The organism is Nocardioides sp. NPDC087217, assembly GCF_044744805.1.
GTDB lineage: Bacteria > Actinomycetota > Actinomycetes > Propionibacteriales > Nocardioidaceae > Nocardioides.
Window position 1 is genome coordinate 122,081 of sequence record NZ_JBIUZB010000004.1, and the last position, 22,902, is coordinate 144,982.

Here is a 22,902-nt window from a genome sequence, read left to right on the forward strand (position 1 = left end):
CTCAGTTACCAGTGGACTCGCCAGGCGTACGTCCTTAGTACGCCAGCAGGGTCTCGTCGATCTTCTCCCAGGCAGCGCGGAGCTCCGCCAGATCCTCGGGCCGCTTCCGGGCCAGGTCGGCCTGCTCGCGTACGTCCTCACTCAGGTCGTAGAGGTGGTCGGTGCCGTCGAGCTGCAGGTACTTCAGCGAGCCGCGGCGCAGCGCCCGCTGTCCGCGCATGCGCCAGAAGAGGTCCTGGGTCTCGCGCGGCCGGCCGCCGAAGAGGAGCGGCACCAGGCTGGTGCCGTCCAGCGGATACTCCGGCGACGGCGCGGCGCCGGCGAGCTCCAGGAAGGTCGCGGTCCAGTCGGTCGTGACCGCGGGCTCATCGCTGACCTGGCGGCCGGGCAGGGTGCCCGGCCAGCTGAGGATGGTGGGCACCCGGATGCCACCCTCGTTGAGGCCCGACTTCGCTCCCGTGAACGGCCACACGTTGGAGAACCGCTCGCCGCCGTTGTCGCTGGCGAAGAAGACGACGGTGTCGCGGAGCTGGCCGGTGCGCTCGAGGGCCCGGATGACCTGGCCGATCGACTGGTCGAGGTCCTCGACCATGGTCTTGTACGTCGCCAGCGAGCCGCCGTCGTTGTGGAAGAGCACGCCCTTCTCGCCGTCCTCGATCCGGGCGGTCAGCTCATCGCTCACCGCCTTGTCCTCGGGGCCCTCCCAGGGCCAGTGCGGGGTGGTGAAGTTGAGGTTGAGGAGCCAGGGGGCGTCGTGGTCGCGCTCGATGAAGCTGACGGCCTTCTCGGTGACGATCTCGGTGTAGTAGCGAAGGTCCTCGACCTCCACCTCGTCCTCGTAGAGGTCGTGGTCGCCGTTGTGGTTGACCTTCGAGAAGTAGTCGAGGCCGCCGGAGAAGTTGCCGAAGAACTCGTCCCAGCCGACCCTGGTCGGGCTGTACCAGGGCAGATATCCGCAGTGCCACTTGCCGAACAGCGCGGTCCGGTAGCCCTGGTCCTTGAGCAGCGAGGCCAGTGTCGGATGGTCGAGCGGGATGCCGTGCAGCTCGTTGGGCGAGCTGATCGGCTCCGGCAGGCCGCCGGCGAGGCGACCGGGGTAGCGCCCGGTGTAGAGGCCGAAGCGGGTGGGGGAGCAGACCGAGGAGGCGGAGTACGCATCGGTGAACCGCACGCCCGAGGCCGCGAGCCGGTCCAGGTGGGGCGTCTTGATGTCGGGGGAGCCGTAGGCGGACAGATCGGCCCAGCCGAGGTCGTCGCCCAGGATGACCAGGAGGTTGGGCTTGCGCTTGGGCCGGTTGACCTTACGGGCCTGGAACGGAGTCTCGGTGGCTGCGTTGGCGGGGGCGGCGAGGCCGGTGGCGGCGACCGCGCCGGCCCCGGTGGCGAGCAGGCTGCGTCGGCTGAACGTGCTGGGGGAGGACACCGAATGGCCTTTCTTTAGTGAATAACTACGAATAGAAGACTAGGGGTTGGTCCAACCTGCGGGCAGAGGTCTCGGTCGGCGGACGCGACGGGACGTTGGTCCCGTTACATATGGGCCCTAACCAAACCCGCCTGGCGGCGTTACCTTGGTAAAGGAATGGATCGCCAAGGGGGTGGGGGCCTGTGCGGCAGCGACGACGCGATCGGGTGACGCCGGTCCTCTTCGCGATCACGGTCATGCTCGCGCTGACGGTCGCCGGGATCATCCATGTCGCGCACGGCGGCGAGGTGATCGGGCCGTTCGCGGTCGCCGACCAGGTCAGCTCGACCACCAGGCAGGTCAACACGCCCTACGTCTGCTGGGACGGCAACGGCTCCGGTTCCCTGACCCGGTGCCCGGACCCGCGCGGTGCGGACGGCATGAAGTGGGTCTTCCCCGGCTACGAGGACGCTGCCCGGAGCGCCGAGTGCGCCCCTGGTGAGACCGAGGCGCGCGACCTCTTCGTGGAGTGCTCGATGTCCTGGCGCGGCTCCCAGGTCTACCTCCACTACGCCTACTGGAGCGAGTGGCGGACCGGTCAGAGGAAGTACGCCGCCACCGGCTCGACGCCGAGGATCGAGCAGCGCCTCGACGGCGCGATGTCGCTCTCCTGGCGCCCGCGCCGGTTGCCCACCCCGCACGGCGAGGCCTCCTGGGTCACGGCCGAGATGGTGGAGGGTCACGGCTGGAGCGTCGCCGCGTACGCCGGGGACGGCGAGGTGGCTCGGCAGGCGCTCCACGAGTTCGGTGAGATCCGCGACCTGCGGGAGTGGCGCGGGCTGCCCCGCTGACGACTAAGGGGATTGGGCACTTCTGACGTAGATTTCTGCCCGTGACCGAGACTTCGTCCGCTGCCGTTGCGTCCGATCTTCCGCTCCTGGACACCGTGCACCACGCTGCCGGTGACCCCGACCGCGAGCAGCCCTGGGCCGAGCTCGGCCTGAAGGAGGACGAGTACGCCGAGATCAGGCGCATCCTCGGCCGCCGGCCGACCGGCGCGGAGCTGGCGATGTACTCGGTGATGTGGTCGGAGCACTGCTCCTACAAGTCCTCCAAGGTGCATCTGAAGCAGTTCGGCGAGATCCCGCAGGAGACCCCGGCCGGCAAGATGCTCGCCGGCATCGGTGAGAACGCGGGCGTGCTCGACGTCGGCCAGGGCTACGCGGTCACCTTCAAGGTCGAGTCCCACAACCACCCCTCCTACGTCGAGCCCCACCAGGGCGCCGCGACCGGTGTCGGCGGCATCGTCCGCGACATCCTCGCGATGGGCGCGCGGCCGGTCGCCGTCATGGACCCGCTCCGCTTCGGACCGCTCTCCGAGGAGGACACCCACCGGGTACTGCCCGGGATCGTGTCCGGCATCGGTCACTACGGCAACTGCCTCGGTCTGCCCAACATCGGTGGTGAGGCCGTCTTCGACGCCTCCTACCTCGGCAACCCGCTGGTCAACGCGCTCTGCGTCGGCGTACTGCGTCACGAGGACCTCCACCTCGCCAAGGCGTCGGGCGCCGGCAACCTGGTGATCATGTACGGCGCGCGCACCGGTGGCGACGGCATCGGCGGCGCCTCGATCCTCGCGAGCGTCGAGTTCGACGAGGACGGTCCGGCCAAGCGCCCGAGCGTCCAGGTCGGCGACCCGTTCATGGAGAAGCTGCTGATCGAGTGCACCCTCGAGCTCTTCGCCGCCGGCATCGTCCGCGGCATCCAGGACTTCGGTGCGGCCGGCATCTCGTGTGCCACCTCCGAGCTCGCCGCTGCCGGTGACGGCGGCATGCACGTGCACCTCGAGCGGGTGCCGCTGCGCGACTCGACGCTCGCTCCGGAGGAGATCCTGATGAGCGAGTCGCAGGAGCGGATGATGGCGGTCATCGCGCCCGAGGACGAGGCGACCTTCATGGACATCTGCGCCAAGTGGGACGTCGAGGCGGCTGTGATCGGCACCGTGACCGGCGAGGGCCGGCTGCGCGTCGACTGGCACGGCGAGACCATCGTCGACGTCGACCCGACCACCGTGGCCCACGACGGCCCGGTCTACGAGCGCCCCTACGCCCGCCCGTCGTGGCAGGACGCGCTGCAGGCCGACGTGGCCGAGAAGCTCCCGCGTGCGGCCTCGGCCGACGAGCTCCGCTCGACCGTCCTCCAGCTGGTCGCCTCGGAGAACCTGTGCGACAAGTCCTGGATCACCGAGCAGTACGACCGCTACGTGCGCGGCAACACCGTCCTGTCCCAGCCGGCCGACGGCGGCATGATCCGGGTCGACGAGTCGACCAACCTCGGTGTCGCGCTCGCGACCGACGCCAACGGCCGCTTCGCCAAGCTGGACCCGTACGCCGGTGCCCAGCTCGCGCTGTCCGAGTCCTACCGCAACGTGGCCTCCGTCGGCGCCAAGCCGCTGGCCATCTCCGACTGCCTCAACTTCGGCTCCCCGGAGGACCCCGACGTGATGTGGCAGTTTGCCGAGGCCACCCGCGGCCTGAAGGACGCCTGCCTCGAGCTCGGCATCCCGGTCACCGGCGGCAACGTCTCCCTCTACAACCAGACCGGCGAGACCGCCATCCACCCCACGCCGGTGGTCGCGACGCTCGGTGTGATCGAGGACGTCACCACGCGTACGCCTTCGGACTTCCAGGCGGCCGACGAGGTCGTCGTCCTGCTCGGCGAGACCCATGAGGAACTCTCCGGGTCGGAGTGGGCCCACGTCGTGCACGGCCACCTCGGCGGGCTGCCGCCGAAGGTGAACCTGGCGGCCGAGAAGGCGCTCGCCGAGCTGCTGCTGGAGGCACGTTTCGTCACCTCCGCCCACGACCTCTCCGACGGTGGCCTGATGCAGGCCCTGGCCGAGCCGGCGATGTCGTCGGGGATCGGCGTCTCGGTCACGCTCGCCGGCGACCCGTTCGTCGCGCTCTTCTCGGAGTCGGTCGCCCGCGCGGTCGTCACCGTGAAGGCCACCGACGTCGAGCGGCTCACCTCGCTGGCCGAGCGCCACGGGGTCGCGGCGACGCAGCTCGGTGTGACGGGTGGCGCTGCGTACTCGATCTCCTACGACGGCGGCAGCGTCGAGATCCCGCTCGAGGAGCTCACCGGCGTCTGGCGCTCGACCCTGAGGGACGCGCTGGCCTGATCGGCGCGTCGCCGGCGCGGCTTGCGGTGGATGATCCACTCGGCGATCAGCAGGTTCACGACCCAGCTGACCCACGCCGAGGCCGCGGCTGCGCTGGCGAGGGTGGCGTCCTCGGTGCCGAGCTCGGTGTTGGTCATGATGTCGGGCACGAAGATCAACATCAGGGCCATGCCCCAGAAACGGTTGGCGATGATCGAGAACGCCATCGCATAGCTGCGGTACATCCACTCGCGGTGGTCCTTGAAGCGACGCTGTCGTGCGGCCCGGTAGCCCTGCACGGTGAACAGCAGGAACAGCACGGCCAAGAAGGTGTTGCCGACCTGCTGGGACGGTCCGGCGGCGGGGAACTGGCTGGTGACCAGCGCCCCCACGCCTGTCGGGATCGCGGTGACGACATAGGTCCGCCCGGTCCAGCGGTGCACCTTCGGATGGTTGGCGCGCAGCCACGGCCACAGCTGGAGTACGCCGCAGCAGAGCATCACCGAGCCGAAGAAGATGTGTGTCACCAGCGCCGGGTAGAAGAGCGGCCCGCGGTCGGTCTCGACGAGCGACTGCGACGGGTCCAGGCCGACGTATCGCGGCAGTGCCGTCACCAGGAAGATCACCGTCGCCGCGGCCAGCGGGAAGACCCACCACTGGCGTGCCAGAGGTCGTTTCGAAGTGCTCATGAGCCGTCCGATCTAATAGCGTACGCGATTAACAGTTTATAGAGTACGCAGAAGCGAGAGGCGGTCAACCCGTTTCTGGAGGGAGCAGGGCATGATGGAGGGAATGAGTTCCGACCTGATCCCTCGTCTGTGGGGCAAGTCCCCGCCCGGCCGACGCGGCCCCAAGCCGGCGCTGAGCGTTGCCCAGATCGTCGAGGCCGCCTACGTCATCGCTGATGAGCAGGGCCTCGCCGCTGTCTCGATGGCGCGGGTCGCCGAGGCGCTGGGCTGCTCCCCGATGGCGCTGTATCGGCACGTGAAGAACAAGGACGAGCTGCTCATCCTGCTCGCCGACCGTCTCTGTGCGGAGCTGCCGGCGCCGTCGCGCGACCTGGACTGGCGCGATGGTCTGGCAGCCTGGATGCGCGCGCAGGTCGACCTGTCGCTGAGTAGGCCGTGGTTCCTCGACCTGCCTCTCGTCGGCACGCTTCCCGGACCGAACCGCCTCGCCTGGATCGATCTCGGGTTCTACTACCTCCGAGAGGTGACGCTGCCCCCCGAGGAGAAGATGGCGATTCTGGGCATCATCTCGCAGTACGCCTTGGGTGAGGCGAGGATCGAGATCGAGGCCGCCCGGTTCCCGGAGAACCCCTATGCGAGGTTCGAGGAGATGCTCGTGACGTACGCGGATCCGGAGCGTTTCCCGAACCTGATGGAGTCGATGGCCACCTGGCGGCCCGCTGGGCCGGGCGAGGAGTCCGACTCCGACGACCCGTCGGCCTTCGGGCAGGGCCTGCTGATGGCGGGGATCGCGGCCCACATCGAGCGTCACATGGGGCGCAGCACTCCCAAGTAAAGGTAGATACCCTGGCGGGGATGTTCCCCCACCTGCATCGCCCCGTGTCCTATGTCCTCGCTCTGCTGTTGGCCGCTGCCGCGCTGTTCGTCAGCGCTGGTCCGGCGTCCGCAGGGGAGGGCGGAACGATCAAGCGGCTCGCTAACTCGGCTCGTTCCGAAGCGGGCCTGGACCCGCTGACACGCGACTCCGCACTCGACGCTCTGGCGCGGAAGTGGGCCTACAAGATCGGCGCCGACAGGGCGCTCTCGCACAACCCCGACCTCGCCGAGCAGGTGCCGGAGGGGTGGCAGGGGATCGGGGAGAACGTCGCCATGGGCTACCGGACCGGTGCGGAGATGCACCGGGGCTGGATGAACTCCGACGGGCACCGGGCCAACATCCTGGGCGACTACACCCACATCGGGATCGCCTTCGTGGAGGTCGACGGCACCACCTGGGGCGTCCAGGTCTTTGCGAAGTATCCGCCGGGCGTGCGGCCGACCGAGAAACCGAAGGCCACCACCGCCCCGGCGCCGACCACCCCGGCGGAGACCAAGGCCCCGACTCCTCGGCAGACCGCGAAGCCCAAGAAGTCGGCGACGGCTTCCCCGACCCCGTCGCGTACGCCCTCCGCGTCCGTCTCCGCGTCGCCGTCGACGTCGCCCTCGGCGTCGCCGTCTGAGTCGGATTCTTCCTCGGCCGCGCCCGTGGGCGACTCAGAGACGGCGGGCCCGGTGACGTTCACCGACGTCTCGGACGGTCCTGCTCCTGGTTCGAGCGGGCTGTTCGGGATCGGCTACGTAGAGATCGCCGTCGGGCTGCTCGCGCTGTCGGGGCTCGGGCTGCTCATCGCTCTGCTCCTGGCCCGGCGCCGGCGCCACGAACCGTCCCGGCCTGGCCCGCAGGGCCCTCGGCACGCCCGGCCCGTCGGGCCCGTCGGGCCGTACCCCGGTGGCGGCCCGGTCTATCGGGGCCAGGTCCACCCCGCCGGGCCCGGCCCCGGTCACCCCAACCCGGGCCGCCCCAACCCGGGTTACCCGAACCCTGGTCTCCCCAACCCTGGTCTCCCCAACCCTGGTCTCCCCAACCCGGGTCGCCCCAACCCGGGTGGCCCGACGCAGTATCCCGGCGACCGCCGCCCCTGGTAGGACCTAGTCGGCGACCGCCGCGGCGATGGGTCGCGGGCTGTCGGTCGAGACGCTCCGAGCCGACGGCGTACGCCGGAAGACGACGAACGCGACCACGCCCGAGATCGCCATCATCGTGACCGGCAGCCAGAACGCGACCTGCAGGGCCTCGGCGGCCAGCGGCGCGACGGCTGCTCGCTCGGCGGGAGCGAGGGAGCTGAGCGCTCCGATGCCATCGCTGCCCAGCCCGGGAAGGCGGGACGAGAGGGCGCCGGCCAGGAGTACCGAGACGCCGGCGGTGCACAGGGCGGTGGCGACCTGGTTCAGCACGTTGATCATCGTGGAGCCGGCCGGGATGGCGCTGTCCTCGAGGTAGCGGGTGGCGATGGTCATGGTCGGCAGCATCACGAACCCGGCGCCCGCGGTCGCGATGGCGTGGGTCGCGGCCAGGGCCAGCATCGGCGCGTCCGCGCTCAGCTGGAGCGCCAGGGCACCGAAGCCCAGGGTGGAGATCACGATGCCCGAGCCGATCACCGGCAGCGGCGGGAAGCGGTCGATGAGCCGTCCGGAGACCTGGATCATGATCCCGGCCGCGATGCCGGCAGGAGCCATCAGCAGCCCCGCGGTGGTCGCGGACTCGCCGCGTACGACCTGCCAGTAGAGCGGCACCAGGATCATCGAGCCGAAGTAGCCACCGGCGAAGCAGACCAGCAGCGCGGCACTGCCGCCGGTCAGGCGCCGGCCGAGGAGCCGGATGTCGAGCAGGGGAGCGGCGGCGCGGAGCGCGTGCCGGACGAAGAGCGCCACCAGGACGATCCCGGCCCCGATCGGGACCAGCACCTGCGCCTCGAACAGCGTGCCCTCGGCGAACGAGGTGCCCAGCACGAGGAGAGCCATCGCGGGAGGAAGCAGGAGCAGGCCGCGTACGTCCAGGCGGGCGCTCGGACCGCGCTCCAGGCGCGGCAGGTTGCGCATCCCGAGGACGAGGCCGATCAGGCCCAGCGGCAGGTTGATCAGGAACATCCACCGCCACGACATCGTGTCGAGCAGCCAGCCGCCGAGCACCGGTCCGAAGACGGGGCCGACCAGCACCGGCAGGCCCATCAGGGCCATCAGCCGGCCGCGCTCCTCGGGCGGGGCCGAGCGCAGCGTCAGGGTCATCGCGGCCGGCATCACGAAGCCGCCGCCGAGCCCCTGCAGCACCCGGAACGCGATCAGCGACTCGACGTTCCACGACGCCGCGACCAGGCCGGATCCGATCGTGAAGACGCCGATCGCGGTCAGGAAGACCTGGCGGGCGCCGAACCGGCTGATCGCCCAGGCCGCGGCCGGGATGACCGTTGCCAGGGCGAGCGTGTAGCCGGTGGCGACCCATTGGATCACCGGCAGCGAAGCGCCCGTCTCCTGGGAGAGACGGGCGATCGCGACCGCGACGATCGTGATGTCGATCGGGATCATCACCGTGCCGGCGATGACGGTGAGCACGATCGTTGTCGGGCTCGGGGCCGTGCGGAGTCGGGGTGTCATGCGTCCAGTCTGGAAGCTAAAGTGAACTTGAGGTCAAGGGGTTTCGGCCCGACGTCAGCTCGACCTCTCCATGGTCCGTACGCCGACGAGCACCCCGCCCACCGCGACGGCAGCGGCCGCGACGAAGCCGCCGATGACGACATCGGCCGGGAACTGACCGGCGAAGAGCGCCCGCTCGGCCTCCACGACGTACGTCATCGGGTTGATGTCGCTGAGGAACCGCAGCCAGCCGGGAGCGCCGTCGAGGGGGAGGAGGACGCCGGAGAGGAGAAGCAGCGGGAAGATCAGCATCTGCTGGACCGTCCAGAAGACCCAGTCCTGCTCCTTCGCGGCGGTGGCCAGGGCGAAGCTGAGCGCACCCAGTCCGATCGCGAAGAGCGAGACGATGACGGCGCCGACCAGGACCCCGCCGAGGTGGAGGTCGAAGCTGAACGGGGTCACCACCGCGAGGATGACCGCCGTCTGGAACAGGACCGGGACGACCTCCTTCAGGGCCCGTCCGACCAGCAGGGACGGCCGTGAGAGAGGCGAGACGAGCAGCCGCTCGTGGGAGCCGGAGCGGATCTCGGCGGTCAGGTCGGCACCGGTCATCGATGCGCCCATCAGCGCGGTCATGACGACGATGCCCGGCACGAACCACTGCAATGCGCTGCCGCTCTCGACGGCCGGCAGGAGTGGCGCGAAGAGGCCCAGGAAGACCAGCGGCTGCATCATCGCGAAGAGCATCGAGGCGGGCTGGCGCAGCTTGGGCGTGAGCTCGCGGAGCAGCACGGTCCAGGTGTCGGTGAGGAAGCCGGTCGGGCGGCTGGGCACTCGGGTGGTGGTCCGGACCTGTGCGTTCGGGACGGTGAGGGTGGTCATGCTGCTGCTCCTTCGGTCTGGGTGGTGGCGGACTCGGTGGACTCGGCCGACTCGCGCAGGCTGCGGCCGGTCAGGTCGAGGAAGACGTCGTCGAGGGTGGGGGCGTGGACCTCCATCCGGATCGCGGGGGTGCCGTGGGCGGCCAGGTCGATCGCCAGGGCCGGCGCACTGTCGGCGCCGCGCGGAGTGCGGATCGAGACCTGCGTCCCGGTGCGCTCGATGACGGTCGGGCCGGACAGTGCCGACTCGGCGCGGGCCGCGGCGGCCGTGGCATCCGCCTCGGTGCCGAAGCCGAGGAGAACCAGGTCGCCGAGCCTCTCCTTGAGCCGGGTGGCGGTGTCGTCGGCGATCACGAGGCCGTGGTCGATGACGATTACCCGTCCGGCGAGCGCGTCGGCCTCCTCGAGGTAGTGGGTGGTGAGCACGATCGTGGTGCCGTCCTCGTGGAGCCGGCGGATCTGCTCCTGCAGATTGGCGCGGTTCTGCGGATCGAGGCCGGTCGACGGCTCGTCCAAGAACAGCACCTCGGGGTGGTTGAGCAGCCCGATCGCGATGTCGAGCCGCCGCCGCTGGCCGCCGCTGAGCGTCTGGACCGCGCGGTCGGCGTACTCCTGGAGATCGAAGGCCACGAGCAGCTCCTCGATGCGTGCCTTCGCGGCGGCGCGCGGGATGCCGTGGGCGCGAGCCTGCGACATCAGCTCGTCGCGGCCGCGCTGGATGAACGCGGCGGCGTTGCCCTGGCCGACGTAGCCGATCGAGCGCCGGACGGCGCCGCGCGAGCGGACGACGTCGTGGCCGGCGACCTCGGCGGTGCCGGAGGTGGGCGGGATGAGGGTGGTCAGCATCCGCAAGGTGGTCGACTTGCCGGCTCCGTTGGGGCCGAGGAAGGCGACGAGCTCACCTTGGTGGATCTCGAGATCGAGCCCGCGTACGGCCTCGACGGTCTTCTTGCTTCGGGTGAAGTGCCTGGTCAGCGCCTGAGTGCGGATCACCGGCCGCTGGTTGCTGTGGTTCGTCATGTCTTCAGCCTCTGACCTCATCCGGTCAGCTTCTGTCCGCTTTCGAAAATTTCTTCCGAGTTCCGGTTTAGAAGCTCGGCGAATGGGTAAGAGAGAGGTAGCGCGGCGTCGGTCGGCTCGAGGAGGGGGCGAGCCGACCGACGCGCGGGCCCCAGGCTGCCGAGGAATCAGGCCACGAACTGACCGCAATGGCCCCTAAGGTCGGTCTCATGAGCGAGCGTCAGCGAGCGACAGTCAGCCTCAGGCTGTCGCGTCCGTATCCTTGCCTCTGCCCAACGGAGGCGACGGCATGAGTACGAGCGCCCGCATGCTGCAGCTGCTCTCGCTGCTGCAGACCCACCGTTTCTGGCCAGGCACGGAGCTGTCCTTACGCCTCGAGGTCAGCGACCGTACGCTGCGGCGCGACATCGAGCGGTTGCGCGATCTCGGTTATGACGTGGACGCCACCCGAGGGGTGGCCGGCGGCTACCAGCTCCGGGCCGGAAACGCGCTGCCGCCGTTGCTCCTCGACGACGAGGAGGCGGTCGCGATCGCCGTCGGGCTGCGCACCGCGGCCGCAGGCATGGTCGCGGGGATGGGGGACGTCTCCGCCCAGGCGCTGGGGAAGGTCGTCGCGCTGATGCCGCCGCGGCTGCGGCGGCGGATGGACGCGGTCACCTCGCAGACCGACTCCATCCCCTGGGGCGGCCGGGTGCCGCTGGACGCCGGCGTGCTCGGGATCCTGGCGCAGGCCTGCCGCGACGACGAGGCGCTCACCTTCACCTATCAGGCGCCCGAGGCCGAGCCGACCCAGCGCCGCGTCGAGCCGCATCGGCTGGTGACGCTCGGCAACCGCTGGTATCTCCTCGCCTACGACCGGGTCCGCCAGGACTGGCGCTCCTTCCGCGTCGACCGGGTCAGCGACCCGATCACCACCGGCCAGATGTTCCGCCCTCGCGAGATCCCGGGCGGGGATGCGGCGGCGTACGTGCAGGCGGGGATCCGCTCCCGCCCGGCGGCCTTCGACGTCTGCGTTCTCTTCGGCGTCGAGCCCGACGTGGTCGCGCGGCGAGTGGGGCGCTGGGGCGAGGTCGAGCCAGCCGAGGGAGGCTGCCGACTGCGGATGCAGGTCGACGATCTGAGCTGGCCGATGATGATCCTCGCCGGCGTCGACGCGGACTTCACGGTCGAGCAGCCTGCCGAGCTGGCCGAGCTGGTCAAGCAGGCGGGGGAGCGGTTCGTCCGCTCAGGCGCCGTCACGTCCTGATCGGGTCAGCCACTCCTCGCGCAGGAGCCCGTAGACCACCAGGTCCCGGCGCTCGCCCGGATAGGCCTGTGCGCCGCGCATGGTGCCCTCGTGGGTGAAGCCGAGACGCTCGGCGACCGCACGGCTGCGCTTGTTCATCACCGAGGTGTCGATGATCGCCCGGGCGATGTCGTACTCGTTGAAGAGGGTGTCCAGCAGCGCCGAGACGGCCCGGGTGATCAGCCCGCGGCCCTCGTACGCCTCGCCCAGCCAGTAGCCGATCGTGGCCGACTTCTCGTAGAGGTTGATCCGCGCGGTCGTGGCCCCGGCGACCTGGCCGTCCTGGCGGATGACGCACGGGATCGCCTCGCCCTTGACCCACTGGCCGAGCAGGTAGGTGCCGAACCCGGCGACGCTGAGCATGGTCTGCTGCCCGTGGGCCCACGGCTCCCATGCGCGGAGGTGGTCGAGGTTGGCGTTGATGAGCTTGTGGACGGCGAAGTCGGTCGATCGGTCACGCAGGACCATCTCCGCGCCGTTCCCGAGGTCGATACTGAACAACTGATCTCCTACCGTGCCGGACCGGGACCTGGAGCGTAGCCGCCCTGCAACGCGTCCAGGATCAGCGTGCCGTACGCCCGCATCTGAGCGAGCACCGGGACGACCTCCCCCTGAAAACGGCAGATGACCGCGTACGCCGCATGCCGGCCACCGACGTCGAGCAGCCCGACCTCGGCGCGGACACCGTCGTCGGTGCCGGTCTTGCTCCACACCCGCAGGTTGTCGCCCAGGTCCGTGGGGGCAGGATCGGTGTGGGCCAGCGGGTCCAGGCCGAAGGCGGCGGAGACCATCGACAGGTCCGTGGACGGCGCCAGCCAGGACATGACGGTCGGGTGGGGCGTACGGAAGTAGGCGACCCAGTCGGCGGCGCAGCCGACGGAGAGCATCGGCGGGTCCTCGGGCCTGCGTACGTCCCGGACCGAGTCGTTCAGCATCGACCCGCCAGCGGCCACTCGCCGGGCGACGGCCTGGACGGGAGCCAGGCCGACGTGGTCGAGGAGCACGTTGGTGGCCAGGTTGTCCGAGACCGCGCCGACCAGCCGGGCGCAGTCGTTCATGGTCAGCGCGGGAACGTCGAGGTGTTGCCACAGGCCGCTGTCGGCGACCGGCGCGACGCTGTCCTTGCGCAGCATCAGCTCTCCCAGCGACCGGTCCTCGTCGAGCAGTTCGGCGAGGTGGTGGAGCAGGAAGATCTTGGCGACGCTGGCGGTCGGCAGCAGCAGGTCCGGAGCGGACTCGACCAGGGTCTCACCGGAGCCGGTGTCGACCGCGAGGATCGACCATTCCGTCCGTGAACTCATGCAACGGAGCCTAAACAGTCGGGGATGACTGGTCCTCGCGCAGCTCGCCGACGACCTGGATCTTCTGCCAGATCTTGCGCGAGAGATCGACGGTGAGGCCCTCGACGGTGCTGACCGTGTCCAGGACGACGTTGTCCTGGGAGTCCTCGGCGCACAGCGCGGCCGTCTTGCCGACGAGGCTGAGCAGCTCGGAGCAGTACTCCAGGTAGTGGATCAGCTGGTCGGCGTCGAGGGTGAGCCGGACGCTGGCCGAGGTCGGAGTGAACCCGGTACGCAGCCGCTCGGGGTCCTTGGTGAGCTGGTGCATGTCGATGATGTGGGCCAGCGAACGCAGCCGGTGCAGCAGTTTCAGCGCCCGTGACCGCAGCAGCCGCTCCGGGATCGTGTAGAGGAAGAAGATCGCGACCGCGGCGAAGATCAGGTCGTTGACGGTGCTCTCCATCAGCGGCAGCCACTGGACGCCGGTGAGCGTATCGTCGCCGAACGCCGTCGCCAGGCCCCAGATGATGGCGGCCAGCGTCAGTGCGAGGACGGCCACGATCAGCACGCGAGAGGCCGCGCGCGTCCACACCAGCCGTTGCCGGAGCCGGTCCCCGGCGCCGGAGGACTCCCTGATCAGGCCGGCCAGCTCCTCGGCGACCTTCACCAGGCCCCGGTCGGGGAACCGTGCCGCGATCCGTCCGTGCAGCGTCTCGACGGTCTTCAGCACCATCTCCGACTCGAGTCTCTCCAGTCCCACGTCTCCGGAGCGTAGTGGTCGCGCGCCGCCGCGGTGGGCAACTGCCGCAGATAGGGTGAGAACGTGCCAGCTCGACTCAAGCCCGCGGCCGCCGCCGACGTGGCCGACGCCCTGGATCGCGTACGCGCCGAGGAGCCCGCCAAGGCAGATCTCCGCCTCCTCACCAAGCACTTCCTCGCCGTGCTCGAGGAGCGTGCGCCGGGCAGGAGCGTCGAGGTGCGCGTCCCTCCGTACGCCGCGGTGCAGTGTGTCGAAGGGGTCCGGCACACCCGCGGCACTCCGCCGGCGGTGATCGAGACCGACGCGGTCACCTGGATCGCCCTCGCCACCGGCGCGATGACCTGGTCCGATGCCGTCGATCAGGCCCTGGTCAGGGCCTCAGGAGAACGCACCGACCTGTCGCCGTACCTGCCGTTGGGCGGCGACGTTGGGGTAGTCCGGTAGCGAACTGCCCAAATACTCGGGAGTAATAGGCAGTTCGCTCCCGGACTACCCGGACGATCACCGTTATCCACAGGCCCGGGGATAAGTCAGTGAGCATTTCGGGGACGGCATTCATGCTGAGGCCATGATGAAGCGTGCGGAGTATTTCAGGCCACGGCCATGGTCGGACGAACGACCCCAGGTGGTGATGCCGGTGGCTCTCGATCAAACCGGGCGCACGGGGCCGACCACGAGACAGGCACGTGGTCGCAGGTGGCGGCGGGTCTGGCGGGGGCAATACGTTCCGGCGAGCGTCGATCCGGACGACGTACAACAACGCGTGCTGGAGGCAGCGGTGCTGCTGCCCAACACGGGAGCCGTGACCGGATGGGCAGCGTACGCGTGGGCCGGTGCGAAGTGGTTCGCCGGGATGGGTGAGGGGCGAGCGGTGACGTTGTCGACGTACGGTCACAAGATCGTCCCGCAGCCCGGTGTCGAGATCTCGGCCGAACGCATGCCACCCCAGGAGCGCTGCTGGGTGGACGGGATCCCCGTTACGAGCCCGGCGAGATCGATCGTCTTCGAGATGCGGTATGCGCCGGACGTACGCGAGGCGGTCCGATGGCTTGATCTGGCATTGGCGAGCGACCATGTCAGTCGGGTGGAAGCGGCGGCGTACGTCTCGACCTTGAACGGATGGACCGGCGTCCAGCTCGCCCGGGATGCGATCGTCCTCTCGGACGAGAACGTCTGGTCGCCGACCGAAGTAGACCTGCGGCTCTGCTGGCGGCTCGACCTCCAGCTCGAGAACATCGTCTGCAACCGTCCGGTGTTCGACCTTGACGGTCGGCACATCGGTACGCCTGACGTCCTCGATCTCGAGGCCGGCGTTGTCGGAGAGTACGACGGAAAGGTCCATCTACAAGGAAAGCAGCGCGCCAGCGACATCCAGAGAGAAGGTCGCTACCGTGCATCCGGCCTTGAGTACGTGACCATGGTCTCCCGAGATCGCTTCGAGCGGAGCGGGTTCCTTCGCCGGACTTTGGAAGCGAGGTCCAGGGCCCGCCGACTCCCGGTGGCCGACCGCAGTTGGACGATCGACCTGCCTCGATGGTGGGTCCCCACCCACACCGTCGAACAGCGCCGCGCCTTGAGCGCCGCAGAAAGAGAGCGATTCCTTGGGAGTCGTGCCGCGTAATCGTCGATCGTCGGGGTAGTCCGGTAGCGAACTGCCCAAATACTCGCGAGTAATAGGCAGTTCGCTCCCGGACTACCCCGACGACCCCGCCTATCCCACCGTTCCCCTCCCGGATAATCTCACCCTATGAGCCACTCCACCGAAGACATCAAGGCCCGTGTAGACGACCTCTTCCCCGGGATCCGCAAGGACCTCGAGGACCTGGTGCGGATCGAGTCGGTCAGCGCGGACCCCGAGCGCCTGAGCGAGGTCGAGAAGAGCGCGGAGAAGACCCGCGACCTCTTCGCGGCCGAGGGCTTCGACGTGGAGATCGTGCGTGCCTTCGACGGCGCCCCGCCGGCCATCGTCGGTGAGAAGAAGGGCCCGGAGGGTGCCCCGACGGTGCTGCTCTACGCCCACCACGACGTCCAGCCGGAGAACGACCACGCCGACTGGGACACCCCGCCGTTCGAGCCCACCGAGGTCGGCGACCGGCTCTACGGGCGCGGTGCGGCCGACGACAAGGCCGGCATCGCGGCCCACATCGGCGCCGTCCGGGCTCTTGCCAGCCTCGACGAGAACGGTGAGCTCCCCGTCACCGTGCGCCTCTTCATCGAGGGCGAGGAGGAGGTCGCCTCCGCGACGCTCCCCGAGCTGCTCGGGAAGTACCAGGACAAACTGAGGGCCGACGTCATCGTCATCGCCGACTCCGGCAACTGGGACATCGGCGTCCCGGCGCTGACCACCTCGCTGCGCGGCCTGATCCGCGTCGACGTCGAGCTCCGCACCCTGGGCCACGCGGTCCACTCCGGCATGTGGGGCGGTCTGGCTCCCGACGCGATCATGGCTCTCGTACGCCTCCTCAACACCCTCTGGGACGAGGACGGCGCTCCCGCGGTGGAGGGGCTCGTCTCCGGTCCGGCGGCCGACGTCGACTACCCCGAGGAGCGGCTCCGCGCCGAGTCCGGGGCCATCGCCGGTCTGCAGTGGGTCGGCAAGGGCAGCGCGGTCGAGCGGATGTGGACGCAGCCGGCGATCACGATCACCGGTCTGGATGCTCCCAAGGTCGACGGCGCCTCCAACACGCTGTCCCCGAGCGCGCGCGCCAAGGTCACCATCCGGATCGCCCCGGGCGACACCGGTGAGAACGCCGTCGCCGCCCTCACCCAGCACCTGGAGAAGCACGTCCCGTGGGGTGCCGAGCTGACCACCAAGGTCGTCGACACCGGTGAGCCGATCGCCCTGGACGCGACCGGCCCCGCCTACGACGCGGCCCGTGCCGCCTTCACCGAGGCCTGGGACGGCACCGCCCCGATCGACATGGGCGTGGGCGGCTCGATCCCGTTCATCGCGGAGTTCCTCGAGGCGTTCCCGCACGCCAGCGTGCTGGTCACCGGCGTCGAGGACCCCGACACCCGCGCCCACGGCGCCAACGAGGGGCTCCACCTCGCCGAGTTCCGGAAGGTCGTCGTCGCCGAGGCGTTGCTGCTCCAGAAGCTGGGAAGCTCCTAGCTCCCCGGCAGCGTCAGCGCCACCCGGGTGCCCTCACCAGGGCGTGAGTCGAGCTCGACCAACCCGTGGTGGCGCCTGGTGATCTGCTCGACCAGCGTCAGCCCGAGCCCAGCTCCGCGCGAACCACCCAGCGCGGAGTTGGAGCCTCGGTAGAACGGGTCGAAGACCTCCGGCTGCTCCTCGTACGCGATGCCGACACCGCCGTCGGCGACGATGATCGTGACCTCGCTGCCGGCGCTGTAGAGCATCACCTGCACCCGCGAGCCGCGATGGCTGTAGGTCAGCGCGTTCTTCACCAGGTGCAGGAAGGCCGCACGCAGCTCGCGCGGGTCACCGACGACGTACGCAGGCCCGGTCGGCGTCGTCAGGACGCACTCGATGTCCTTGTGGGCGGCGTCGGGATCGAGCTCGTCGAGCACGTCGTCGAGCATCTCGGAGACCTCGATCGTGGTCTGGCCGGGGGCGTTGGCTGGGTCGCGGATCCGGGAGAGGAGCAGCAGGTCGCTGACGATGCCCTCGATCTGGGCGCTGCGTACGGTCAGCGTCTCCACCTGGACGATCCACGGCAGCGTGTTCGGGTGCTCGCCGGCCAAGGCGTTCAGCGAGGTGCCGAGCGCGTTCACCGGGATCCGGAGCTCGCGGGCGACGGCCTCGATCAGCCGGTTGCGTTCGCGGTCGGCGTGGGCGAGCTGCTGGGCGAGGTCGCGCTCCTGCGTGTAGGCGTTGGCGGTGAGCACGATGCGACCGAAGTCGCGGCCCAGCTCCATCGCCAGCCGGCCCTCCGCGTCGGTCCAGGTGGGCCGCCCGGGCGAACGGAGCAGGACGATGTGGCCGAGCCACTCGTGGTCGGCGCCGACCGGTACGACCAGGGCGCTCCCCGCTCCCAGGGTCTCGAAGAACTTGTTGACGACGGTGGCCTGCTCGTTCCACTCCGAGGAGTCCGTGATCCGCTCGCGGCACAGGATCGAGTAGGTGCCATCCGCCCAGTAGCGGGAGGAGTTCCGCGAAGTGAGCGCGGCCAGGCCCGGGTCGGGATCCCAGTTGAGGCCCGGGGTGGCGTGCACGACCATCTCGTTGTGGGGGCCTTTGGTCGCCATCCAGATCCCGTCGGCGCCGAGGCCGCGGATCAGCGCGTCGTGGCTGGCGTCGAGCACGTCGGCGAGGCTGAGCTTGGAGCTGGCGTCGCGCAGGAACTCCTTGGCGGTCTCGAGGTTCGCTGCGCGCTCGTAGAGCCGCTCGCGCTCGAGGTAGCCGTGTACGACCCGCTGGGCACGCTTCGCGAACCGGTTGAGCACCCGGCGCTGGGTGAAGTCGGGCCGGCGGCCGCTGACCGGCATGTCCACCGAGAGGCAGCCCTGGATGGAGCCGTCGTCACCGAGGATCGGCGCGATCAGCATGTCGTGGGGATGCCACGCGTCGGGAGCGTCGATCATGTTGGTGGTGGAGACCCAGCTGCCCTCGTGAAGGTTCACCCGCTCCTGGGGGATGAACCGCCAGGAGCCCCAGTTCTCGCCGCGGGAGAGGTTGTCGCGCAGGTCGGAGAGGGCCCACCGGGTGCCGAGGATCTCCTCGGCCGTCTGCCGTTGCCCGTGTGCGTTCAGGCCGCTGGTGAAGCCGTGGACCGCGACCACCTCGAGCTCATCGCCGCGGACGACGTTGATCGCGGAGATGCCGAAGCCGAGCAGCTCGCAGATGCCCTCGGAGATCATCTGGAGCGCGGGATCCGCCACCGGCAGCGACGTCCTGCTCGGCGTGCTCGCAGGCACGTCGAGGGCATCGACTGACTGTGGTGGGGGCATCCTTGCTCTCGGGTAGGTCGGTCAGGGCGGGTGTTGCAACTGCGTGGCAGTCCTGAGGACCTGGGCACCACGGAGTGTTGCACGAAACGCGCGCGCTGTGCAGCCGTAGACGTCCGTCTCGACCAGATTGTGACGTTTGGTTAACCAGGCGAGGTGGCGTCGTTGGCCAACGGAAGGACGAGCGAGACGCGGGTGCCGGTGCCGGGCTCCGAGCGCAGCGTGACGCGGCCGTCGTGGCGGCGCGCGACCCGGTCGACGATGCTGAGCCCGAGGCCGACGCCCTTCCGGCCGCCGATCGCCTGGCTCGACCCGCGGTAGAACTCGGTGAAGACCTGGATCTGCTCCGCCGCGGGGATGCCGACGCCGTTGTCGGTCACCGAGATGGCCGCCTCACTGGCGCTCTCCACGATGTAGAGCCGCACGTGGCCGCCGCGGTGGGTGTAGACCAGCGCGTTGTCGACGAGCCGGAGGATCGCCGCCTTGATCTCGCTGCGGTCGCCCATCACGTAGACGCTGCGCGAGGGCACGTCGATGCTCATCTCGATGCCACGCTTCTCCGACTCGTACGTCCTCTGCTCGAAGATCTCCTGCAGGAGGGACGTCAGGTCGACGTGGGCGAGCGCCGGGCGCGAGGAGGGGTCGGAGAATCGGGAGAACAGCAGCAGGTCGTCGACCATCGCGACCAGCTGGTCGGACCGGCTGATCAGGTTGCCGACCTGCTGGAACCAGGTCGGCGATCCGCGGTCCTCGTGACGCATCGCGTCGATGCCGGTGGTGAGGGCGGTCAGCGGGTTGTGCAGCTCCTGTGCGACCGCCTCGATGAGCCGGCTGTGCACCTTGTCGGCGGTGGCCAGCCGCTGCGCGAGGTCACGCTCCTGGGTGTAGGCGTTGGAGGTGAGCACGACGCGCCCGAAGTCGCGACCGAACTCCATCGCGAGGCGCCCCTCGGCGTCGGTCCAGCGCGGCCGGCCCGAGCCACGCACCAGCACCAGATGACCCAGCGCGGTGGTCTCCACGCCGATCGGCACGACCAGGAGCGAGTCGGCCCCGACGGCATCGAGGAACTCGATGCCGACCCTGGCGAACTTCCGCTGCTCGGCATCACCGTGATGCAGCGTATGGAGGAGCAGCTCGCGGTTGACGATGGCGTGCTCGCCCCGGTTCCACAGCCGAGTGCTCTGGTAGGCCTGACCGGTCGCGATGTTGCTCTCGGTGGCGGTCCACCCGAGGCCGGGCGAGGCGTACGCCACGGAGCCGCCCTCGCCGTCCTGGGCCTGCACGTAGAGACCGTCGGCGTCGAGACCGCGGCTCATCGCCTCCTGGGTGGCCTCGAGCACACCGGTGAGACCGAGCTGGGAGTTGGCCTCGCGCAGGAAGCTCTGGGCCTCGAGCAGGTTGTTGGCCCGCTCCTCGAGGTATTCACGCTGCAGGCTGAGCAGCACGGCTCGCCGCGCCTGGCGGGCGAACCGGTTGAGGATCCGCTGCTGGCGCCGGCCGGGCCTGCGGCCGTTGGTCGGGCGGTCGATCGAGAGTACGCCGACGAGCTCGCCGTTCTCGTCGTAGAAGGGCGCCAGGAGCTCGTCGAGCCGGTGCCAGTCCTGCGGGTCCTTCAGGATGTCCTCGTCGGTGTCGGGGACCCAGTAGCCCTCCGCCTCGCCGATGGTGTTCTTCTCGTGGGGGACGAACTTGATGTCGCCCCAGTCCACGGACATCTCCAGCAGGTCGGTGACCACCGAGACCGGGAACCGGGTGCCGAGCATCTCGGCGACGGTCATCTCGCCCTCGACGGTGTGGCCGGTCTCGTCCCCGTACGCCGCGACGATCTCGAACTCGTCCCCGCGGCGGATGTTGATCACGGCCGCGCCGAAGCCGACGAGCTCGGTGACCCCCTCGGCGATCAGCTGCAGACCGGGATCCGGGCTCGGGTACGCCCCGGAGGCGCCGCTTGGCGCGTCCGGACCCTCTGAGGGCGTACTGGTCATGAGTTCTCCGCCGAGATGGGAAATGCAACCCGTTACCGGTGCGTAAGGTTAAACAATGGGCAGCGTCACACGGAATGTGCTTCCCACGCCAGGGGTCGAGTCGACGGATATCAGTCCGCCGCGTCGACTGACGATTCGAGACACGATCGTCAGACCGAGTCCGGTGCCTGGCTGTTTGAGGGCTGTGGGGTTGGTCGAGCGGAAGAACTCGGTGAAGAGCCGGTCCTGGTCCTCCGGCGAGATCCCGAGACCGTGGTCGGTCACCCGGAGCTCGAACCAGCCGGGGCTGGTGCGGGTGCTCACGATGACCTGACCGCCGTCGGGGCTGTACTTGATCGCGTTGGTGACCAGGTTGATCACCACCCGGTCCAGATCGCCCGGAGCCAGGGTCACGTAGACGTCGTCGGACGGCATCTCGAAGACGAGCTCGTGGGCGTCGCTGGTGGGCATCTCGGCGCTGAGCTGGCTGTAGACCTCCTCGAGCACGGCCGCGACCTGGATCGGCACCGTGGTCGGCAGGTGGTCGGGGTCGGAGACCTTGGACAGCATCGCCAGGTCGGCCACGATCTTCTCGGTGCGGTCGCGGTTGCGCGTCAGTGCGGTCAGCACCTCGGCGTACTCCTCCTCGGACTCCGCGTAGGGCAGCGACTCGATGTTCCACCGGAACGCGGAGAGCGGGTTCTTCAGCTCGTGGGCGACCGTCGCGATCAGCCGGCTCTTGTGGGCTTCGAGCTCACGCAGGGAGTCGACCGCCGCCTTCTGGCGCAGGTAGGCCCTGGAGTTGTGGACCACACGGCCGAAGTCCCGGCCGAGGTCGGCGGCCGTGATCAGCTCGAGCTCGCTCCAGTGGGGCTTGTCGGGACCGCGGCCGAGGAGCATCGCGCCGTACCACGTCTGGCCCGAGCCGATCGGGACCCCGACGATCGAGCCGACCTTGTAGTGGCGGATCCACTCGGTGATCAGCTGCTGGGTCTCCGGGTCGGGGTGGGGGAGCCGTTCGGCGCCGTCAGGGGTCTGCACCGTGATGCTGCGCTGGTCCCAGAGGTATTGCCCGTAGTCGACCATGAACGGGCTGGTCAGGTCCTCGATCGGGAGCTTGAAGTCCTCCCGGTAGACCTTGGTGCGGATGCCGCGGCCGCCCGGCTTGGACATGTGCAGCCAGAAGTCGGTCAGGTCGAGGACGTCGACCAGCCCGGTGCTCAGCGAGTTGAGGATCTCGTCGGGGTCCAGCTCGCGCCCGGCGCGGCGGATCACGTCGCGGGCGGCCTCGGCGAGGCGTACCTGCTCGGAGAGCTCCTCACGCTCCAGGGCGAGCAGGATGGCGCGCTGCGCCTGCACCGCGTGGCGGCCGAGGACGGCGCGCTTCTCCGGGTTGGGGCGGAGGCCGTCGGTCGGTACGTCGACGATCAGGGTGCCGCGGAGCCTGCCGGCGTCGTCGCGCAGCGGCGCGACCAGCAGGTCGAGCGGGTTCCAGGCGCCGGCGGCGTCGACCGTCGTCATCGTCGGGATCCAGCCGTACACATCGGCGGTCGGGTCCAGCCGCTCCGCCGGCACGAACTTGAAGATGCCCCAGTCGTCGGCCCGGGCGAGTTCGGCCTCGAGCCGCTCGATCGGGGTCACGGTGCCGAGCAGGTCGGCGCGGGCGGAGTCCTGGCCCGAGACGACCACCATGTGGAGGTGGCCGTCGGCGCGCGCGACGCTGATCGTGGCCATCTCGAAGCCCGCCAGCGCGGTCAGGCTGTCGGCGATCAGCTGCAGGTCGGAGAGATCCTCGCCAGGGGTGAGCAGACCACCGATCTCGGCCAGATCGGTGGTGATCGTGGTCATCGTCGTGGTGAGGTCGCTTCTGGCGCGTTTCCCGCCCAACGGTGGTGGGGCGAATCCCGGTGGCACCGTCAGTCGGTGACCGCCGGCGGGCTTGGGCGCTGGAGAAGTCATCGGATCGATTATCCGGGATGTCGGTCCCGGGCGGTAGGGCAGACGTGGATCGTTCTTTACATTCATGATTCCGAGACGTTCATGTGACCACCCTTACAGGACTGTCAAGGGTTCGGTGATCGCCTGCGTACGCCCTTACACTCG

The 22,902-nt window shown here is 69.5% G+C and carries 19 protein-coding genes; 8 read left to right on the plus strand and 11 right to left on the minus strand.

Annotation, left to right across the window (positions count from 1 at the left end):
- Positions 1–34: 34 nt before the first annotated feature.
- On the minus strand, positions 35–1,423 hold the full coding sequence (locus ACIO3S_RS18670) for a sulfatase-like hydrolase/transferase (protein WP_400466736.1): 1,389 nt from the start codon (positions 1,421–1,423) through the stop codon (positions 35–37).
- A 182-nt stretch (positions 1,424–1,605) separates the two neighbouring features.
- Here ACIO3S_RS18670 and ACIO3S_RS18675 point away from each other — a divergent pair, with 182 nt between their 5' ends.
- Positions 1,606–2,253, plus strand: coding sequence for a hypothetical protein (locus ACIO3S_RS18675; RefSeq protein WP_400466739.1), 648 nt, complete (start codon positions 1,606–1,608; stop codon positions 2,251–2,253).
- Positions 2,254–2,294: 41 nt separating this feature from the next.
- Positions 2,295–4,583, plus strand: coding sequence for a phosphoribosylformylglycinamidine synthase subunit PurL (gene purL / locus ACIO3S_RS18680; protein WP_400466742.1), 2,289 nt, complete (start codon positions 2,295–2,297; stop codon positions 4,581–4,583).
- Here purL and ACIO3S_RS18685 read toward each other — a convergent pair.
- A complete protein-coding gene (locus tag ACIO3S_RS18685) occupies positions 4,502–5,251 on the minus strand; it encodes a DUF2306 domain-containing protein (protein WP_400466745.1) in 750 nt (249 codons plus the stop codon). The two genes, purL and ACIO3S_RS18685, sit on opposite strands and share 82 nt — an antisense overlap.
- A 103-nt stretch (positions 5,252–5,354) precedes the next feature.
- On the opposite strand from ACIO3S_RS18685, the gene ACIO3S_RS18690 reads away from it, so the two are divergent.
- Both ACIO3S_RS18690 and ACIO3S_RS18695 read left to right on the plus strand, forming a co-directional pair.
- Positions 5,355–6,086: a TetR/AcrR family transcriptional regulator gene (locus tag ACIO3S_RS18690; protein ID WP_400466748.1), complete on the plus strand. Its 732-nt coding sequence runs from the start codon at positions 5,355–5,357 to the stop codon at positions 6,084–6,086.
- Between the two features lie 20 nt (positions 6,087–6,106).
- Positions 6,107–7,216: a CAP domain-containing protein gene (locus ACIO3S_RS18695; protein WP_400466751.1), complete on the plus strand. Its 1,110-nt coding sequence runs from the start codon at positions 6,107–6,109 to the stop codon at positions 7,214–7,216.
- Between the two features lie 3 nt (positions 7,217–7,219).
- On the opposite strand, the gene ACIO3S_RS18700 is transcribed toward ACIO3S_RS18695, so the two are convergent.
- From ACIO3S_RS18700 to ACIO3S_RS18710, 3 genes are read right to left on the minus strand one after another with little or no spacing between them, the layout of a single operon-like run.
- Entirely contained in the window at positions 7,220–8,722 is a 1,503-nt protein-coding gene (locus tag ACIO3S_RS18700) for a DHA2 family efflux MFS transporter permease subunit (protein ID WP_400466754.1), read from the minus strand.
- A gap of 54 nt (positions 8,723–8,776) precedes the next feature.
- Positions 8,777–9,583 carry an ABC transporter permease gene (locus ACIO3S_RS18705; protein WP_160026697.1) on the minus strand — a complete coding sequence of 269 codons (807 nt, stop codon included), beginning with the start codon at positions 9,581–9,583 and terminating at the stop codon, positions 8,777–8,779.
- A complete protein-coding gene (locus ACIO3S_RS18710) occupies positions 9,580–10,602 on the minus strand; it encodes an ATP-binding cassette domain-containing protein (RefSeq protein WP_400466757.1) in 1,023 nt (340 codons plus the stop codon). The genes ACIO3S_RS18705 and ACIO3S_RS18710 overlap by 4 nt, the downstream gene beginning before the upstream one ends.
- A 289-nt stretch (positions 10,603–10,891) precedes the next feature.
- On the opposite strand from ACIO3S_RS18710, the gene ACIO3S_RS18715 reads away from it, so the two are divergent.
- Entirely contained in the window at positions 10,892–11,848 is a 957-nt protein-coding gene (locus tag ACIO3S_RS18715) for a helix-turn-helix transcriptional regulator (RefSeq protein ID WP_400466760.1), read from the plus strand.
- Here the strand turns inward: ACIO3S_RS18715 and ACIO3S_RS18720 are convergent.
- Genes ACIO3S_RS18720 through ACIO3S_RS18730 form a run of 3 tightly spaced genes read right to left on the minus strand, consistent with a single transcriptional unit; the run spans position 11,828 to position 13,927 of the window.
- On the minus strand, positions 11,828–12,388 hold the full coding sequence (locus ACIO3S_RS18720; RefSeq protein WP_400466763.1) for a GNAT family N-acetyltransferase: 561 nt from the start codon (positions 12,386–12,388) through the stop codon (positions 11,828–11,830). The genes ACIO3S_RS18715 and ACIO3S_RS18720 overlap by 21 nt on opposite strands.
- Positions 12,389–12,396: 8 nt before the next feature.
- Entirely contained in the window at positions 12,397–13,188 is a 792-nt protein-coding gene (locus tag ACIO3S_RS18725) for a serine hydrolase (protein WP_400466765.1), read from the minus strand.
- 10 nt (positions 13,189–13,198) lie between these two features.
- A complete protein-coding gene (locus ACIO3S_RS18730; RefSeq protein WP_400466768.1) occupies positions 13,199–13,927 on the minus strand; it encodes a hypothetical protein in 729 nt (242 codons plus the stop codon).
- Positions 13,928–13,990: 63 nt separating this feature from the next.
- On the opposite strand from ACIO3S_RS18730, the gene ACIO3S_RS18735 reads away from it, so the two are divergent.
- The 3 genes from ACIO3S_RS18735 (at position 13,991) to ACIO3S_RS18745 (ending at position 17,039) form a co-directional block, all read left to right on the plus strand.
- Positions 13,991–14,371, plus strand: a complete 381-nt coding sequence (locus ACIO3S_RS18735; RefSeq protein ID WP_400466771.1) for a sterol carrier family protein — start codon at positions 13,991–13,993, stop codon at positions 14,369–14,371.
- 319 nt (positions 14,372–14,690) lie between these two features.
- Entirely contained in the window at positions 14,691–15,548 is an 858-nt protein-coding gene (locus ACIO3S_RS18740; RefSeq protein ID WP_400466774.1) for a hypothetical protein, read from the plus strand.
- Positions 15,549–15,674: 126 nt separating this feature from the next.
- Positions 15,675–17,039 (plus strand): dipeptidase, encoded by a 1,365-nt coding sequence (locus ACIO3S_RS18745; RefSeq protein WP_400466777.1) that lies wholly within the window; start codon positions 15,675–15,677, stop codon positions 17,037–17,039.
- On the opposite strand, the gene ACIO3S_RS18750 is transcribed toward ACIO3S_RS18745, so the two are convergent.
- From ACIO3S_RS18750 to ACIO3S_RS18760, 3 genes are all read right to left on the minus strand, one after another.
- Complete coding sequence (locus ACIO3S_RS18750; RefSeq protein WP_400466779.1) at positions 17,036–18,805, minus strand: sensor histidine kinase; 1,770 nt, start codon at positions 18,803–18,805, stop codon at positions 17,036–17,038. The genes ACIO3S_RS18745 and ACIO3S_RS18750 overlap by 4 nt on opposite strands.
- 173 nt (positions 18,806–18,978) lie before the next feature.
- On the minus strand, positions 18,979–20,820 hold the full coding sequence (locus tag ACIO3S_RS18755; RefSeq protein WP_400466782.1) for a sensor histidine kinase: 1,842 nt from the start codon (positions 20,818–20,820) through the stop codon (positions 18,979–18,981).
- A 48-nt stretch (positions 20,821–20,868) separates the two neighbouring features.
- Entirely contained in the window at positions 20,869–22,758 is a 1,890-nt protein-coding gene (locus tag ACIO3S_RS18760; RefSeq protein WP_400466785.1) for an ATP-binding protein, read from the minus strand.
- Between the last annotated feature and the right edge of the window lie 144 nt (positions 22,759–22,902).